Genomic DNA, 13,827 nt, shown 5'->3' with positions numbered 1-13,827 from the left:
GCCCCACGACCATCCCGGCGGAAAAAAGAAAGCCAATCCCGAGGTTACGGGACTTCACTGACAGAGACATTCCTATCCTCATTCGCAACGGCGCGAACCCTGAACAGCAACGTCAACAAAAACGACCGTTTTTGAGGCCTTTTATATCTAGCGTCACTTTGTCTCATTTGTTAGAAAACTCCCCGAAAACAGGAGGCAATCGGGCTCGGCAGCGCGGACACACAAAAACGGTCGTTTTTGTTGGGAGTTGTACGACCGACGGGATGATGTTTCGCGTATGGCGAGAAAAGTCGGATATCTACGCGTATCGACGCACGAACAGTGCGTGGACCGCCAATCGGACGGCCTGCTGCCGCATTGCGACGAGATCCATGTCGAGAAGCTGTCCGCCGTGTCGCGGAGCCGCCCCGTTTATGAAAGCGTGATCGCGAGTCTTTCCCCCGGAGACACGTTTATCGTGTGGGACCTCGACCGGGCTTACCGCTCGGCCATCGACGCGCTGGCCGAGCTGGAGAAGCTGCGCTCGCGGGGCGTCGAGTTCCGCATCCTCAATATGAACGTGGACACGACGACCCCGATGGGATGGGCGTTCTATGCCTTTGCCAGCATCATGGCGGAAGTCGAGCGGCGCACGCTCTCCCAGCGCACGAAGGAAGGCCTGGCCGCAGCGCGCAGACGCGGGAAGCGGCTCGGTAGGCCACCGAAACTCACCGACGCTGCTGTCCGCAAGGCCGCGACACGCCTCAAGCGCGGAGAGAAGCTACAAGCGGTCGCCGGAAGTCTCGATGTCGCGCCCTGGACGTTGAGCCGGGCGCTGAGCCGAAGGGCGAAGGCCGCACTTACGGCGCGGGAAGGAAGCGCGACAGGCCCAACAGGTATGGGTCGGCGTGCGTGACGCACGCGACGGGAATGTTGTCCATATATGTGCTGCTCGGCCCCGGCACGAGGAAGGCCTCATTGAAGAGGCGTCTGTTCTCGGTCTGGTCGTCTGCGAGGAACGCCCTTGGCAATTGCCCGGCGAGCAACAGGCCGCCCCAAGCGCCATAGGCCAGCGCCATCATCCGCGCGAAATTGCCCATCAGATGGCTCCACGCCTGCATGGTCTTTATCGCAGGCCCGTCGCCCTTCTCCGCCGCGCGCACAAGTCCGTCAGCGGTGACCTCCACGGACGACAGATCGAGGTCGTAATTCACGGCCCTATGCAAATCGGACAAGCCGCCCTTCGAGAGCGCGTCCTGCGCCCGCACCACCCATTCGCCCTGTTGAATGCGCGTCAGCCGCAGACGGTCGATAAGCTCTTGCTCGTCAGCATTTGTCGCGACAAGACCGATATGCCCGGCCTCCGTCTGCACGGGCAGCCACCGAAGCTCACCTTCACCCGCGAGCACGAAGCCGAGCGCACTCAGACCTGTGCGGACGCCAATAATGACCATCGGAAACCCGACGCGGCGCGGGTTTCCATCGTGGATGGGGGCAAGACTTTGGCTCGCAACGACCAAGGGGAGCGCAAGGCCAAGCGCCGCCATATCGTTGACGACCTTCAGCTCGCGGACGCCTAGTCGCTCCTGCAAGACCGCGACATCGAAGCTCCAGCTTATGATCGGCTGGGGGAGATCAATCGTGTTCGAGCTGACATAGATCGGAACCGACAGAAAGACCGTGGTCTCGCCCGGCACGAGACCAACCATGTCGAGCGCCTCACGGATCAGACCGACAAGCCCGTCCCGACGGCGCAGCGCTTCACTGGTCGGACGATCCTCGACGTCCCCAAGCGCCCCGCCATCGACCTTGGCAAAGCGCATGCGCGACCGCCCCAGATCGCAGACAAGAACGCTCTCTTGCGATTTCCCGCCGCCCACGTCGCCTCCGCCATACCCACGTCACCGGACTCATCGACGTTTACCGCTTAAGATCGCGACAAGCCATTCGCGCGCATGCTGCGGCGTGTCCGAGCCGTAGAGAGTTTAAGCGACATGCCCGCCGCCCTGGCCGAATTTGAGACCCAGTACGAGGCCGTCGTCACGGTGCCCGTTACCGATCATGCCGCTGGGATAGCCAGCGCCGCCAATAACAACACCACTCCCTCCCGCCTTCGGCTCATATCAGCCGATACCGAAACCACCAATACACTAGAGAATCCGCCAGGATCGACGCACGACTACAGTGTAAATCCAAATTTGTTGGTTAACAGGGTCCGTGTATTCTATAAATACTACGACTTGGACCCGTTTATACACGATAGAGACAAGCTATATCTCAAATTTATGGAAGCTCTCGGCCTCAGCGAGCGCGCTGCCTTTGAGCGTCTTGATGACTTCAAGGAATTTGTGGAGAGCCGCGTCCTCCCCAATCCCACGGGCGACTTCAGCGCCGCCAGCAGCGGCCCACCCACTAGCCTTCCCGATGCGCCGCCCAAGTATGCGTACAAGCCGCGCATGGAAGGCGGGATCGAGAAGTACCTGCGCGACAATTGGGCGGACTACATCAAGGCAGGCCTCCTCTCCCGCCCCGACCTTAAGCGGATCGATCCGCCCGCTTACCGCTCGTTACGCAACTGGATCAACAAACTTGGCAACAAGCTCCCAGAAGACCTTCAGGTGCCCACCAAGTCGCAGGCGATCGATCGGCAGATAGCGACATCCGGGTCATTGGACAAAGCTGCGCGCTTGGCCGCCGTTCTGCGCGATCGCGCCCGTAGGGGTCAAAAGTCGAATCTGTAATCAAATCTTTCGGTTTTTGACTTTTCTAGCAACCGCCAGTGTGAGACGCTGCTGACATCAGGCGCGCAAAAGCGCGCCGCTCAGCAGGAACTCGCCGATGAATTCGATTTTCAGAGCGCCCCTCACCCCCGACCAAAAGGCCATCTGGCGGGCTGAAATCGTCGCGCCTAGCGCTCGTTATCTCGCCGACCTAAAGGCAGCACCCAACCCCACGGTGAAGAAGCTCCGCAAGGTCGGCTTTAAGGCCGAACTCGCCGACATCCGAGCGCGCGTCCTTGCCCTCACGCCCGAAGGGAACAACACCCCAATAGGGGATCTCCCGAGCCCTCAGATTAACACTGCAATAGCTGCCGGGCGCACCCATCAGGGGCTGGAGGAACCGGATGAGAATTGCGGCCTCTGTCATTGGTGGGGCTGGCCGAACGGCGAGCCTTGCTGCTGCGAGAGCGCAAAACCTCCCAAGTAATAACTAGATTAATTTCCGTATTCACTCTCAACAACAAGGAACATCGACCAAATAGGATTTTGTTCCTTGTTTGTTCTTTAAATTCTTGCTACAATACAAGGCTTGAAGCCACGAAATAAGAAGAAAAAGGAGGCATCGTGACTACAGAAGAATTCAACCGCCTTCAGGCGGATTCGAGACAGAACGTCCGAGGCGATCTTCCCCCGTTTGAAGCGGACATCGAGGAATACCGCCACGAATTGGCGGAGTTCAACCTCAGCCGCGAAGCGGAAACCCAACTCCTGACGACGCTCTGGCACATCATGGCCGCGTTCGTGGACAAGGGCTTTTCCGTCGATATCTGCACCCACCTGTTTAGCGCCGAAGACCTGCTTGGCGGCACCGACGAGAACGGCGGGCGGGCATGAGCGGCAGCGAACCAAGAATTGCCGTGGCATATGCGCGGGTCTCGTCGGTCAAACAGCGGACCAAAGGAGACGGGCTAGAGAGCCAGCTCACCCGTGTGCGCGAGTTTGCGCGGGTGAAAGGTTACACCGTCGTCGAGACCTTCAAGGACGACGTGTCGGGCAAATTGTTCGACCGCCCCGGCATGCAGGCGATGCTCGCCTATGTCAGGAAGCATCGCGTGCTGCGGCCCGTGATCCTACTGGATGACCTGAGCCGCCTTGCGCGGGACGTGAAGACGCATATCGAGCTTCGCGCCGCCATCGCCAAGGCCGGAGGCACGCTGGAGTCGCCCTCCATCGAGTTCGGGACGGACTCGGATTCCCTGCTCGTCGAACACCTGCTGGCGGCGGTTTCCCAGCACCAGCGCCAGAAGAACGGCGAGCAGGTGCGGAACCGGATGCGCGCCCGCATGCTGAACGGCTACTTCGTCTTCCACGCGCCGCAGGGCTTTAAGTACAAGGCCGTTTCCGGGCGCGGGAAGATGCTGGTGCGGGATGAGCCCGTCGCGTCGATTATTCAGGACGCTCTGGAGAAATTCTCGCTCGGGGAACTCGACACACAGAGCGACGTCGTTCGCTATCTGGAAGCGCAGCCGCTGTACCCCAAACAGAAAGGCGGGCGGGTGCATCGCAGCCGCGTCGCCCTCCTCCTCACACAACCTGTCTATGGCGGCTATATCGAAGCGCCCAGCGACTGGGACGTGCCGCTCCGTCCCGGCCAGCATGAAGGCCTTGTAAGCTGGGCCACGTTCAAGCGCATTCAGGACAGGCTCAATGGCGTCGGCCATGTGACATCGCGCAAGAACGTCAACGCCGATTTCCCGCTCCGATCCCATGTGCTGTGCGACGATTGCTCCGCACCTCTCACCGCTTGCTGGTCGAAGAGCCGCAACGGTGCGCACCATCCCTACTATCTCTGCCAGTCGCGCGATTGCGTCTCGCGCGGAAAGTCTATCCGGCGTGACAAGCTCGAAGGAGAGTTCATCGACATCCTCAAAAGCGCGCAGCCGACCGAGAAGCTGTTCCGCGTCGCCTTCGGCATGTTCGAGAAGCTGTGGAACCGGAAGGCCGAACGCGCAGCGGCGGAAGAAAGCGCGATGTCTTCGGAGTTGGCGAAGATCGAAAAGCAGATCGAGACGCTGCTAACGCGCATCGTCGATGCAAGTGTGCCGAGCGTGATCGGGGCCTATGAGGAGCGCGTTCGCAAGCTTGAGGAAAGCAAGTTCCTGGTCCTCGAACGGATGGCGTCCGGGGCGTCTCCGGCGACCAGCTTCCGCGACACACTTCGAACCGCTTTGGCCTTCCTCGCAAGTCCTTGGAAAGTCTGGGAAACTGGCCCCCTTGAGGTGCGTCGGATTGTGCTTCGGCTGATGTTTTCTGAGCGTCTGCGATATTCGCGGACCGAAGGATATCGAACCGCTAATTTATCCCTGCCCTTCAATCTCTTGGGCGGTGTTTCTGGCGCGAAAAGCGCGCTGGTGGGCCCGGTAGGACTCGAACCTACAACCAGACCGTTATGAGCGGTCGGCTCTAACCATTGAGCTACAGGCCCCTGCCGCGAAGCAGCGGTTGCGGGTTACCACGACCTGCACGCGCCTTAAAGCTGCCGTTCAGCTTGGCTTTGTCAGAACCTGCAACCTCCGCTCGTCATCCGGCGTTCGGAGACATCAAATCCGCCCCCTCCCCCTGGGCGTTTCAGGAGATATCGATGAAGACCCTCGTCCGCGCCGGCGCCCTGGCCATTATGCTCGCCACCGCCGCTGCGCCCGCCGCCTTCGCTCAAACCGCTCGGCCCCAGGCAGATTCGATGTTCCAGACCACCACCCTGAACCTCTCGGCCTATGGCGAGACCCGCGTCGCGCCGGACAAGGCCACCATCAACCTCGGCGTGACCACCGAGGCCCCGACCGCCGCCGCCGCGCTGGCCGCCAACAGCGAGCAGATGAACAAGGTCATCGCGGCCCTGCGCAAGGGCGGCATTCCGGACAAGGACATCCAGACCTCGGGCCTGAACCTGTCGGCGCAGTACGATTACGTGCAGAACGAACCGCCGAAGCTGCGTGGCTATCAGGCCTCGAACCAGGTCACCGTCACGGTAAACGACCTGGCCAAGCTGGGCGCTGCGGTCGACGCCACGGTCAAGGCCGGCGCCAACCAGGTGAACGGCATCTCCTTCGGCCTGAAGGACCCGAGCGCGGCCGAGAACGCCGCCCGGCAGGACGCGGTGAAAGCCCTGCAGGCCAAGGCCGAGCTATACGCCCGCGCCACCGGCCATCGCGTCAGCCGCCTGGTCAATCTGAGCGAAGGCGGCGGCTACATGCCCGCCCCGCCGCCGGTGCCGATGATGGCCTATGCGCGGATGGAAAAGGACGCGAGCGGCGGCGCTCCGGTCTCGGCCGGCGAGCTGGCGGTCCGCGTGGACATCACCGGTCTCTACGAACTGACGCGCTAAGCGACGAAGGGCCCTCCTCCTGCGGGGAGGGCCTACTTCGAGCTGAGGCCGGCGCGCTGGAAGGCGATCCTGAGCTTGTCGGCCACGACGATCCCCGGCGGCACCAGGTCGCCCTCCATCACCGCGGCGTAGACATAGTCGCGCCCCGCCACCGGCCCCGCCGCCCAGGCGACGATGCGGGTCCTTTCGGGGTTGCTACGGCAGCTTGCAGTCTTCGGATCGCCGGACGCGGGCGCGGTCTTCAGCAAGTCCGCCAGTGTCTGGGTCCCCTCACCCTCGCAGCTCGGCAACACCCGACCGCAGACCATGTGCGTGCCGTACTGATAGATCGTCTGGCCGTTTTCGCCGATCAGCACGCAAGTGCCCGGGTCGCCGATGGCCTGAGAGATCGCCTCGTCGAGGACGTTCTTGTCGACGCCGGCAGGCGCCTTGGGAGCGCAGGCCGCCAGCAGGCCTACGCAAACAGCCAGCGCGACCGCAAGGCCGCGCATCAGGCGGCCTGCTTGATCTCGTTGCCGTCGTCCAGCAGGACGACGCTGGGAGAGTAGTTACGTGCTTCCTCGGCCGGCAGCATGCCGTAGGTGACCACGATCACCTTGTCGCCCTTCTGGACGAGACGCGCGGCCGCGCCGTTGACGCCGATGACCTTCGAGCCGCGCGGCGCCTCGATGGCGTAGGTCGTGAAGCGGGCGCCGGTGGTGATGTTCAGGACGTCCACTTGCTCGTGCGGGAGGATGCCCGAGGCGTCCAGCAGGTCGCGGTCGATCGCGATCGAGCCTTCATACTCAAGGTCGGCCTGGGTCACGGTTGCGCGGTGCAGCTTGGCCTTCATCAGGGTCACCAGCATGGGCGGTCCTTCTTAAGTGCGGCGCACAAAACCCCTGAAACTCAAGGGCCGCCGGATATAGCGTCGAAATTGCCGCACCACAATTGCCGCGACGCAGCAACGCTCCGAGAACGGCAATATGACGCGCATCACGCGGCGTCGGCTAAGCGCGAAATTCCCCAGAAAAATCAATCACACAATGTCGTGTCGGCACGTCCCGGACGTTCGGTGACAAACGCGTGACCGCTAATCGGTGACGTGGTCCAGGAAGGTCGTGACATCGTTCAGCACGCTCGCGCGATCGCGGAACGGACGTGAGATCGCCGCCATGATCTCGTTGTGGCCCACCCCGGGGTAGCTGTGGAACTCTACCTGAGCGCCCGCGCGGCGGAGGGCCTTGGCCAAGGCCTCGGACTCGCGCGGCGGCACCACCTCGTCGGCCTCACCGGTCGCCAGCAGCATCGGCGGCGCGTGGCGACGCACCCTGCTGAGCGGCTGGGTGGCCGCCGGATCGGCCGCCACGTCGAACACAGCGGCCCGGTGGCCCGCCAGCGGCAGGAAGTCGTAGGGCCCAGCCAGGCCGACCACGCCGCGGATCCGCGCCAGATCGACGCCGGCCGCCTTCAGGTAGGTCTTGTCCAGCCCCAGCATCACCGCGTTGTAGGCGCCGGCCGAATGCCCCAGCAGGACGATCCGCGAAGGATCCCCGCCATAGGCGGCCGCATTGTCGACCGCCCAGCGCACAGCCTTTGCGCCGTCCTCCAGGAACGCCGGGAACTTCACCTCCGGATAGAGCCTATAGTCCGGCAACACGACCACGTAGCCGCGCGCGGCCAGGGCCTGGGCGACCCAGCCGTAGTCCCACTTGCGTCCCCGTTCCCAACCGCCGCCATAGAAGAACACCGCCACAGGCCGCGGCGTCGTCATCCGGGTCGGCGCATAGACGTCGAGACGTTGGCGTGCTTCCGGGCCATAGGCCTGGCCGCTGGCCCGGACGATGGCGGGATCGCGGGGCGTGAAGGTGGCGAAGACGCCGAGCGGCGTGCAGGCCGCCAGCGCGAGCGCCAGCCCGGCCAGGGCGAAGGCTCTGAGGCGGGGCTGCACAGGTTCCATGGAGAAATGGCTAAGCGCCTTTCATGACGTCCGCAACCGCGCCGCATTCGAAGAAAAAGTATGTTGACGCGCCTTGCGTCACTCGCCGCATATCGCCTCGCAGTCAGGCCGGCCTCGACGCTGGCGCGAACAGGGACGAAACGAGATGGACGGCGATCAGGCTCTCGGCGGGTTTTCTTCAGACGGCCTATCGGCCATTCCGGCGGCGCTGCAGCCGGTGGTCGACGCCGGCGACCTGTCGGGCTTCGTCACCCTGCTTTGGCGCAAGGGCGAGGTCGCCCAGGTCAACACGCTCGGCTGGCGCGACGTCGAGGCCAAGGCGCCGATGACGCGCGACACCCTCTTCCGCATCGCCTCCATGACCAAGCCCATCACCTCGGTCGCAGCGCTCATGCTGGTCGAGGAAGGCAAGCTGCGGCTCGACGACCCGATCACTAAGTGGATGCCCGAGTTCAAGGACCTGAAGGTCCTGAAGTCGGCCACTGGGCCCGTGGATGAGACGGTTCCAGCCGAACGTGACATCACGGTGGACGACCTGATGACGCACCGCTCGGGCCTGGCCTACGCCTTCACCTCGATCGGCCCGATCGCACGGGGGTACGACCAGACCCTCGGCTCGCCGCTGGGCGGCCATCTGACGACGGACGAATGGCTAGCCGCGCTGGGCACGCTGCCGCTGTCCTACCAGCCCGGCGACCGCTTCCACTACAGTCACGCGACGGACGTGCTCGGCTTCCTGGTCGGCCGCGTCGCCGGGACCAGCTATCGCGACTTCATCGTGGAGCGGATCCTGAAGCCGCTCGGCATGAACGACACCGACTTCTGGTGCCCGCCGGAAAAGCGTGATCGCATGGCCAAGCTCTATCGGATCAATCCGAAGACCGACGCGATGGAGGATGTCTCCTTCCCCCACCTGCCGGGCCCGCCCGAGTTCTGCGCCGGCGGCGGCGGCCTGATCTCCACCGCCGACGACTATCTGCGCTTCGCGCGCATGATGCTGAACGGCGGCGAGTTGGATGGCATGCGCTACCTGAAGCGCGAGACGCTGGAGCTGATGCGGCAGAACCGCCTGACCCCGGCTCAGCGGGAAATTCCGTTCATGGGCATCCCGTTCTGGCTCGGCCAGGGCTTCGGCCTGGGCGTCTCGGTGATCACCGACCCTGAGAAGCAGGCCTGGATGGGCGCGGGCTCACAAGGCTCCTTCGGTTGGCCGGGCGCTTTCGGCACCTGGTGGCAAGCCGACCCTGTCGAGGACATGGTGATGATCTACCTGATCCAGAATTCCATGCCGCTCGAGCCGGAAGCAGCAGCGCAACTGGCCACCGGCCAGCGCATGGGCGGCCGCGCCGCCTTGCCGGTGTTCCAGAAGCTGACCTACGGCGCCCTGGGCAAGGCGCTCTAATGGCCTAGTTCAGCCGCCCCGCCACGCACATCGGCTGGCCTTGATAGAGGTCGCCGATCAAGCTGCCGTCGCGGGACGCGGCCTTGCGGGCCTTCTCGTAGGCGAGAGTCTCGGCCGGCGGCTTCACGCCGGCCGGGCAGATCGGGACATCCACCCGCACCCCGACGCGGCAGGTGCAGATGTCCTCGCGCTTGTCGAGGCGGCTGGCCGGCACGTTGCAAACGGCCGGCAGGCTCTGGCCGCCGACATCGACGCAAATCACGGTCTGTGTGGGTGGGTTCGGCCCAAGCGGCTGCGCGCCGGCGAGCCCGGCGGAGGCCGCGAACAGCGCGGCGCCGAAGAGGGCTATGCGGATCATCGGGGCGTCCTCCTTGTCGAACAGGGACATGACGCGCCCCAAGCGTGGCGCATTTCAGGCGCATTTCGTTGACGAGGCGTTCACCACGCCGCTGCGCGAAGGTTTAACCGCGCAGGGCCGATAATGCTGTCGGGAGGGCCCCTAATGGATCCCATCGCAACCGCTCAATACGGCCTGCTGGCCGCCAGCCGACGCTTCGACGCATCGGCCTCGCGCGTCGCCCGCATGGGTGTCGAAGGCGAGAACGTCGATTTGGCTTCGGAGGTGGTGGAGCAGATCAGCGCCAAGCACCAGTTCTCGGCCAACCTGTCGGTGATCCGCACCGCCCAGGACATGACCGGCGAGCTCCTGGACATCCTGGCCTAGACATTTGCCGGCCGGGGGGTTAGCGCGCGGCCATGAGCCTGCGCCCACTCTTCGTCACCCAGGTCTACGAAGCCTCCCTCGCCGGGGAGAAAGACTTCGCCGCCTTCAACGCCGAGTTGGAGGACGCCTGTCGCATGCTGGCGGACGAGGATCTCGCCGGCCAGGCATGGTGCCGCGAGCACGCCTATGGCGGCTACACCTCCTACGCATCGCTCGACGACCTGCCGATGCGCGCCAGCATCTTCGAGGACTTGAAGCGCAAGCTCGACAAGCATGCCGCCGCCTACGCCAAGGCCCTGCGCCTCGACCTCGGCCGCCGACGGCTGAAGCTCGACAGCCTGTGGGTGAACATCCTGAAGCCCGGCGCGGCCCATTCGGGCCACATCCACCCGCACAGCGTCCTGTCGGGTACGGTCTATGTCTCCATCCCCAAGGGCGCGAGCGCGCTAAAGCTGGAGGACCCGCGCCTGCCGCTGATGATGGCCGCCCCGCCGCGGGACGCCGACGCCCCCGAGGACGCCCGCAGCTTCGTCTATCTCCAGCCCCAGGCCGGCACGATCCTCATGTGGGAGAGCTGGCTGCGCCACGAGGTGCCGGCCAACGCCGCGCGCAAGGAACGCATCTCGGTCAGCTTCAACTACGCCTGGAAGTAGTTCGCCGACCGCTCGCCCTGCCCCGTCGATTGCGTCATGCTCCCGCCGTCCAGCGGAGCTATAGCCATCCCCATGGCCGACCTGCCTCCCAACCTGCAGACCGAACGCCTGACCGCCCGCGCGGTAGTGCTGGGCGAGCGCCTCGACACTGCCGGACTGGAGCGCGAGGACGCGATCTCCTCGGCCCCCATCGCCTTCCGCCAGGGCGAGGGGCTGGTCGTGGTGTTCCGCTACGGCGTGGTGGTGATGATCGGCCTGGCGCCGCTGGCCGAGGACGAGGTGCTGCGCAGCCTCGCCTCGCGCGTGCAGGGTCCGGTAGCCGAGCGCGAGGAGGAGACGATCAAACTCGCCACCCGCGAGGACAAGGGCGGGCGGCCCGACGGCATCGTTCGCATCGGCGCGCCGTCCTATGACAAGTTGCTGGTCGCCGCCGACGCGGTGGCCAAGAGCGCGGCCCTGGCCGCCGACGAGCGCCAGGTCGCGCAGGTGTTCGACACCATCGAGCCATGGGCCCGGCGGCTGGCCGAGACCGGCCGCAGCCCCGGCGGGCGGCGCGCCATGACCCGGCAGATCGGCTCGGCCCTGCTGGTCCAGCACCGGGTCGGCGCGCGCGTGGCGGTTCGCGACAAGCCCGACCTTCTTTGGGACCGCCCGGACCTCGAGCGGCTCTATGCGCGGCTGGAGGACGAGTTTGAGCTGGTCGAGCGGGTCGAGGCCCTGGGCCGCAAGCTCGACCTGATCGGCGAGACGGTGACGGTCATGACCGACCTCATCGACACCGAGCGCTCGCTGCGGCTGGAGGCGATCATCGTCGGACTGATCTTCGTCGAGATCGTGATCGTGCTGATCCAGATGGCGATGGGCTGGCGGCCGCACTAGCGACCGGCGCAGGCCCCAGGCTGGTAGGCTTTATTGCGGAATTTCGCGTAGTCGCGGCCGTTATAGCGGACGATCGGGAAGCAGAAGCCCGGTCCGCCCAGTTCGATATCCGGCCAGCCGCCGACACCCTTGGTCGCTTGGAATTCCGGGATCCCCTGCGACTGGAAGAACGTCTTCCAGGCCCCGGCCGGCGTCTTCTGCATGATGTAGAAGCCCTGGCCGGTATTGCCGTAGCAGAAGGTCCCGGTCTCGGTGATGACGATCTCGGCGGCGCCGTCGCCGTTGAGGTCGCGGACGTCCTTAGGGTCGACGGCGGCCTCGCAATTACCTTCGCCGCCCAGCCACTTGCCGCCCTTGGCGACGAAGCCGGCCGCCCGCATGGCCGCGCTCCGGTCGGCCGCGCTGACCGGCTTCGCCTGGGCCGCCGCCAGCGCGGGGATTGCGCAGGCCGCCACAGCCAAGATCACCGTGAGTAACGTCCGCCGCATGTCTTTGTCCCTCCTGGCCCGCCCCAAAGACATACCCACGTTACGCGATAGCGTCACTTCTTCCCGAACAGCGTCCCGAAGAAGTCGCCCTTGTTCCAGGCTGGCCGGGCGTCGGCGTCGGCGATCTCGCGCGCGATCTCGTAATTGATCGCCGCGAACTTGGCGCCGGCCGCATAGTCGATCGGCTGGCTCAGGTCGTCGCTGGGCTTGTGGTAGCGGTCGCGCAGGAATCCCGTGAACGCCACCTGCCCGCCGTTCTCGAAGCCCGTCATCAGGAAGACCGAAGGCACGCCCTGCTCGACGAAGCGAAAGTGATCGCTGCGGGTGAACAGCCCCTCCTCCGGCAGCGGATCAGGCGACAGCTTCACACCTAGCCGCGCGGCAGCCCGCGCCACGGTCGGCCCCAGGCTGGAGCGCTCGGCTCCGAACGCAACCACATCGACGAAGTCGTAGGTGAGGATCGGCATGTCGAGGTTCACGTCCGCGACGATCGGCAGCTTGGTCGGCGGATTGCGGGCGAAGTAGTCCGCGCCGACCAACCCCTTCTCCTCGGCGGTGTTCAGCAGAAACAGCAAGGTCCGCCGCGGGGCCTTGCCCTCGGCGAAGGCTCTGGCGACCTCCAGTGTGGTCGCCACGCCGGTGGCGTTGTCCATGGCGCCGTTGTTGATGGCGTCACCATTGATCGGGGGGGTGACGCCGATGTGGTCCAGGTGGGCCGACAGCACCACCGCCTCGTTCTTCAGCGCCGGGTCCGTCCCGTCGATGCGGCCGACTACGTTGAGGCTGTCCAGCGTCTTCAGCTCGGTGTTGATCGTCGCGGCCAGTTTGAATGGCAGGGGAAAGCGCGGCGGCGTCCCGGCTTCAGCGGCTTTCACGACCTCGTCGTAGGACTTCGGCGCCCCCGCGAACAGCTTGGTCGAGCCCTGGACGCTGAGGGTCGCCAGATCCGGCGTAGCCGAAGCCGGCGCGAAGGTCTGGCCGCCGGGCGTGCGCCAGCCCATGCCCCAGGTCTTCCACTGGCGCACGCCGTTGGCGAAGGGCCGGCGCTTCTCATCGGCTGGCGTGGTGATCGTTATGAGCCCAACCGCACCGCGCGCTTCGGCCGTCAGCCGCTTGGTGCGGCCGCTTGCGTAATAGGCCCGCTCCTCGGTCTGGAAGCTCTGGGGAGCGCCGGCCAGGACGACGACCACCTTTCCCTTCACGTCGAGGCCCGCATAGTCATCGCGCTTGCCAGCCGCCACGCCGTAGCCGGCGAAGACCAGCGGCGCGGTGACCTCCGTCCTGGCGGCGACGGGATTGCGCCCCGGCAGATAGTCCTCGCCGAAGACCAGCGGCGCGGCCTTGCCGTCTTTGGCCGTGATCACCAAGCGGCCTTCGTCGGCCGGCCGGAAGCCCGACATCGGCACGTGCTGAAAGTAGGAGCCGTCAGCCGCGCCCGGCTTCACGCCGAGTTGACGCAGTTGCGAGGCGACATAGGCCGCCGCGATTTCGTGGCCCGGCGAGCCGGCTTCGCGCCCCTGCAGGAGATCGTCGGCCAGGAACGTGACATGCGCCCTGATCTTGTCGGCCGACCCGGCGGTTTCCGCCCCCGCGGGCGCAACCCCTGACGCAGCCAGGGCCAGCGCGACCAAAATCCTCGAAAGACTCATGAAAACGCC

At 65.1% G+C, this 13,827-nt stretch carries 17 protein-coding genes and 1 tRNA gene; 10 read left to right on the top strand and 8 right to left on the bottom strand.

Annotated elements, in window-relative coordinates; translation table 11 throughout:
* Positions 1–277: 277 nt before the first annotated feature.
* Entirely contained in the window at positions 278–895 is a 618-nt protein-coding gene (locus ACE3T2_RS02385; protein ID WP_374654307.1) for a recombinase family protein, read from the top strand.
* Here the strand turns inward: ACE3T2_RS02385 and ACE3T2_RS02380 are convergent.
* Positions 840–1,802 (bottom strand): glucokinase, encoded by a 963-nt coding sequence (locus ACE3T2_RS02380; protein WP_374654305.1) that lies wholly within the window; start codon positions 1,800–1,802, stop codon positions 840–842. The genes ACE3T2_RS02385 and ACE3T2_RS02380 overlap by 56 nt on opposite strands.
* Positions 1,803–1,973: 171 nt before the next feature.
* Here ACE3T2_RS02380 and ACE3T2_RS02375 point away from each other — a divergent pair, with 171 nt between their 5' ends.
* From ACE3T2_RS02375 to ACE3T2_RS02360, 4 genes are all read left to right on the top strand, one after another.
* Entirely contained in the window at positions 1,974–2,720 is a 747-nt protein-coding gene (locus ACE3T2_RS02375; protein WP_374654303.1) for a hypothetical protein, read from the top strand.
* A gap of 97 nt (positions 2,721–2,817) precedes the next feature.
* Positions 2,818–3,186: a hypothetical protein gene (locus ACE3T2_RS02370; RefSeq protein ID WP_374654301.1), complete on the top strand. Its 369-nt coding sequence runs from the start codon at positions 2,818–2,820 to the stop codon at positions 3,184–3,186.
* Between the two features lie 137 nt (positions 3,187–3,323).
* Positions 3,324–3,593, top strand: coding sequence for a hypothetical protein (locus ACE3T2_RS02365; RefSeq protein WP_374654299.1), 270 nt, complete (start codon positions 3,324–3,326; stop codon positions 3,591–3,593).
* Positions 3,590–5,152, top strand: a complete 1,563-nt coding sequence (locus ACE3T2_RS02360) for a recombinase family protein (RefSeq protein WP_374654669.1) — start codon at positions 3,590–3,592, stop codon at positions 5,150–5,152. The genes ACE3T2_RS02365 and ACE3T2_RS02360 overlap by 4 nt, the downstream gene beginning before the upstream one ends.
* Here the strand turns inward: ACE3T2_RS02360 and ACE3T2_RS02355 are convergent.
* A tRNA-Ile gene (locus ACE3T2_RS02355) sits at positions 5,109–5,184 on the bottom strand. The genes ACE3T2_RS02360 and ACE3T2_RS02355 overlap by 44 nt on opposite strands.
* A gap of 156 nt (positions 5,185–5,340) precedes the next feature.
* Between ACE3T2_RS02355 and ACE3T2_RS02350 the strand changes: the two genes are divergently transcribed.
* Positions 5,341–6,084 (top strand): SIMPL domain-containing protein, encoded by a 744-nt coding sequence (locus ACE3T2_RS02350; RefSeq protein WP_374654297.1) that lies wholly within the window; start codon positions 5,341–5,343, stop codon positions 6,082–6,084.
* Positions 6,085–6,116: 32 nt separating this feature from the next.
* Here the strand turns inward: ACE3T2_RS02350 and ACE3T2_RS02345 are convergent, their stop codons facing one another.
* The 3 genes from ACE3T2_RS02345 to ACE3T2_RS02335 all read right to left on the bottom strand — a co-directional run bounded on the left by ACE3T2_RS02345 (position 6,117) and on the right by ACE3T2_RS02335 (position 8,014).
* Entirely contained in the window at positions 6,117–6,575 is a 459-nt protein-coding gene (locus ACE3T2_RS02345; protein WP_374654295.1) for a hypothetical protein, read from the bottom strand.
* Complete coding sequence (gene panD, locus ACE3T2_RS02340) at positions 6,575–6,931, bottom strand: aspartate 1-decarboxylase (RefSeq protein WP_056025476.1); 357 nt, start codon at positions 6,929–6,931, stop codon at positions 6,575–6,577. The genes ACE3T2_RS02345 and panD overlap by 1 nt, the downstream gene beginning before the upstream one ends.
* A 225-nt stretch (positions 6,932–7,156) precedes the next feature.
* Positions 7,157–8,014, bottom strand: coding sequence for an alpha/beta hydrolase (locus ACE3T2_RS02335; RefSeq protein ID WP_374654292.1), 858 nt, complete (start codon positions 8,012–8,014; stop codon positions 7,157–7,159).
* Between the two features lie 154 nt (positions 8,015–8,168).
* Between ACE3T2_RS02335 and ACE3T2_RS02330 the strand changes: the two genes are divergently transcribed.
* A complete protein-coding gene (locus ACE3T2_RS02330) occupies positions 8,169–9,425 on the top strand; it encodes a serine hydrolase domain-containing protein (RefSeq protein WP_374654290.1) in 1,257 nt (418 codons plus the stop codon).
* A 4-nt stretch (positions 9,426–9,429) separates the two neighbouring features.
* On the opposite strand, the gene ACE3T2_RS02325 is transcribed toward ACE3T2_RS02330, so the two are convergent.
* Positions 9,430–9,813 (bottom strand): hypothetical protein, encoded by a 384-nt coding sequence (locus ACE3T2_RS02325; protein WP_374654288.1) that lies wholly within the window; start codon positions 9,811–9,813, stop codon positions 9,430–9,432.
* Between the two features lie 114 nt (positions 9,814–9,927).
* Between ACE3T2_RS02325 and ACE3T2_RS02320 the strand changes: the two genes are divergently transcribed.
* The 3 genes from ACE3T2_RS02320 to ACE3T2_RS02310 all read left to right on the top strand — a co-directional run bounded on the left by ACE3T2_RS02320 (position 9,928) and on the right by ACE3T2_RS02310 (position 11,681).
* Complete coding sequence (locus ACE3T2_RS02320; protein WP_374654286.1) at positions 9,928–10,149, top strand: flagellar basal body rod C-terminal domain-containing protein; 222 nt, start codon at positions 9,928–9,930, stop codon at positions 10,147–10,149.
* Between the two features lie 32 nt (positions 10,150–10,181).
* Positions 10,182–10,802, top strand: coding sequence for a TIGR02466 family protein (locus ACE3T2_RS02315; RefSeq protein ID WP_374654284.1), 621 nt, complete (start codon positions 10,182–10,184; stop codon positions 10,800–10,802).
* 72 nt (positions 10,803–10,874) lie between these two features.
* Positions 10,875–11,681, top strand: coding sequence for an RMD1 family protein (locus ACE3T2_RS02310; protein WP_374654282.1), 807 nt, complete (start codon positions 10,875–10,877; stop codon positions 11,679–11,681).
* On the opposite strand, the gene ACE3T2_RS02305 is transcribed toward ACE3T2_RS02310, so the two are convergent.
* Positions 11,678–12,169 carry a hypothetical protein gene (locus ACE3T2_RS02305; protein WP_374654280.1) on the bottom strand — a complete coding sequence of 164 codons (492 nt, stop codon included), beginning with the start codon at positions 12,167–12,169 and terminating at the stop codon, positions 11,678–11,680. The two genes, ACE3T2_RS02310 and ACE3T2_RS02305, sit on opposite strands and share 4 nt — an antisense overlap.
* Before the next feature lie 53 nt (positions 12,170–12,222).
* On the bottom strand, positions 12,223–13,818 hold the full coding sequence (locus tag ACE3T2_RS02300) for a M28 family metallopeptidase (protein ID WP_374654278.1): 1,596 nt from the start codon (positions 13,816–13,818) through the stop codon (positions 12,223–12,225).
* Positions 13,819–13,827 lie beyond the last annotated feature (9 nt).

Origin of the sequence: Phenylobacterium sp., assembly GCF_041919955.1 — a bacterium.
Lineage (GTDB): Bacteria > Pseudomonadota > Alphaproteobacteria > Caulobacterales > Caulobacteraceae > Phenylobacterium.
The sequence above is the reverse complement of the archived record's forward strand: the minus strand, read 5'-3'. Positions and strand labels throughout refer to the sequence as shown.

Bases quoted from the DNA above. Each gene is read 5' to 3' on its own strand.
- ACE3T2_RS02385 (WP_374654307.1), top strand. From the start codon at position 278: ATGGCGAGAAAAGTCGGATATCTACGCGTATCGACGCACGAACAGTGC.
- ACE3T2_RS02345 (WP_374654295.1), bottom strand. From the start codon at position 6,575: ATGCGCGGCCTTGCGGTCGCGCTGGCTGTTTGCGTAGGCCTGCTGGCG.
- ACE3T2_RS02380 (WP_374654305.1), bottom strand. From the start codon at position 1,802: ATGCGCTTTGCCAAGGTCGATGGCGGGGCGCTTGGGGACGTCGAGGAT.
- ACE3T2_RS02315 (WP_374654284.1), top strand. From the start codon at position 10,182: ATGAGCCTGCGCCCACTCTTCGTCACCCAGGTCTACGAAGCCTCCCTC.
- ACE3T2_RS02375 (WP_374654303.1), top strand. From the start codon at position 1,974: ATGCCCGCCGCCCTGGCCGAATTTGAGACCCAGTACGAGGCCGTCGTC.
- ACE3T2_RS02305 (WP_374654280.1), bottom strand. From the start codon at position 12,169: ATGCGGCGGACGTTACTCACGGTGATCTTGGCTGTGGCGGCCTGCGCA.
- ACE3T2_RS02370 (WP_374654301.1), top strand. From the start codon at position 2,818: ATGAATTCGATTTTCAGAGCGCCCCTCACCCCCGACCAAAAGGCCATC.
- ACE3T2_RS02360 (WP_374654669.1), top strand. From the start codon at position 3,590: ATGAGCGGCAGCGAACCAAGAATTGCCGTGGCATATGCGCGGGTCTCG.
- panD (WP_056025476.1), bottom strand. From the start codon at position 6,931: ATGCTGGTGACCCTGATGAAGGCCAAGCTGCACCGCGCAACCGTGACC.
- ACE3T2_RS02300 (WP_374654278.1), bottom strand. From the start codon at position 13,818: ATGAGTCTTTCGAGGATTTTGGTCGCGCTGGCCCTGGCTGCGTCAGGG.
- ACE3T2_RS02310 (WP_374654282.1), top strand. From the start codon at position 10,875: ATGGCCGACCTGCCTCCCAACCTGCAGACCGAACGCCTGACCGCCCGC.
- ACE3T2_RS02350 (WP_374654297.1), top strand. From the start codon at position 5,341: ATGAAGACCCTCGTCCGCGCCGGCGCCCTGGCCATTATGCTCGCCACC.
- ACE3T2_RS02320 (WP_374654286.1), top strand. From the start codon at position 9,928: ATGGATCCCATCGCAACCGCTCAATACGGCCTGCTGGCCGCCAGCCGA.
- ACE3T2_RS02325 (WP_374654288.1), bottom strand. From the start codon at position 9,813: ATGTCCCTGTTCGACAAGGAGGACGCCCCGATGATCCGCATAGCCCTC.
- ACE3T2_RS02330 (WP_374654290.1), top strand. From the start codon at position 8,169: ATGGACGGCGATCAGGCTCTCGGCGGGTTTTCTTCAGACGGCCTATCG.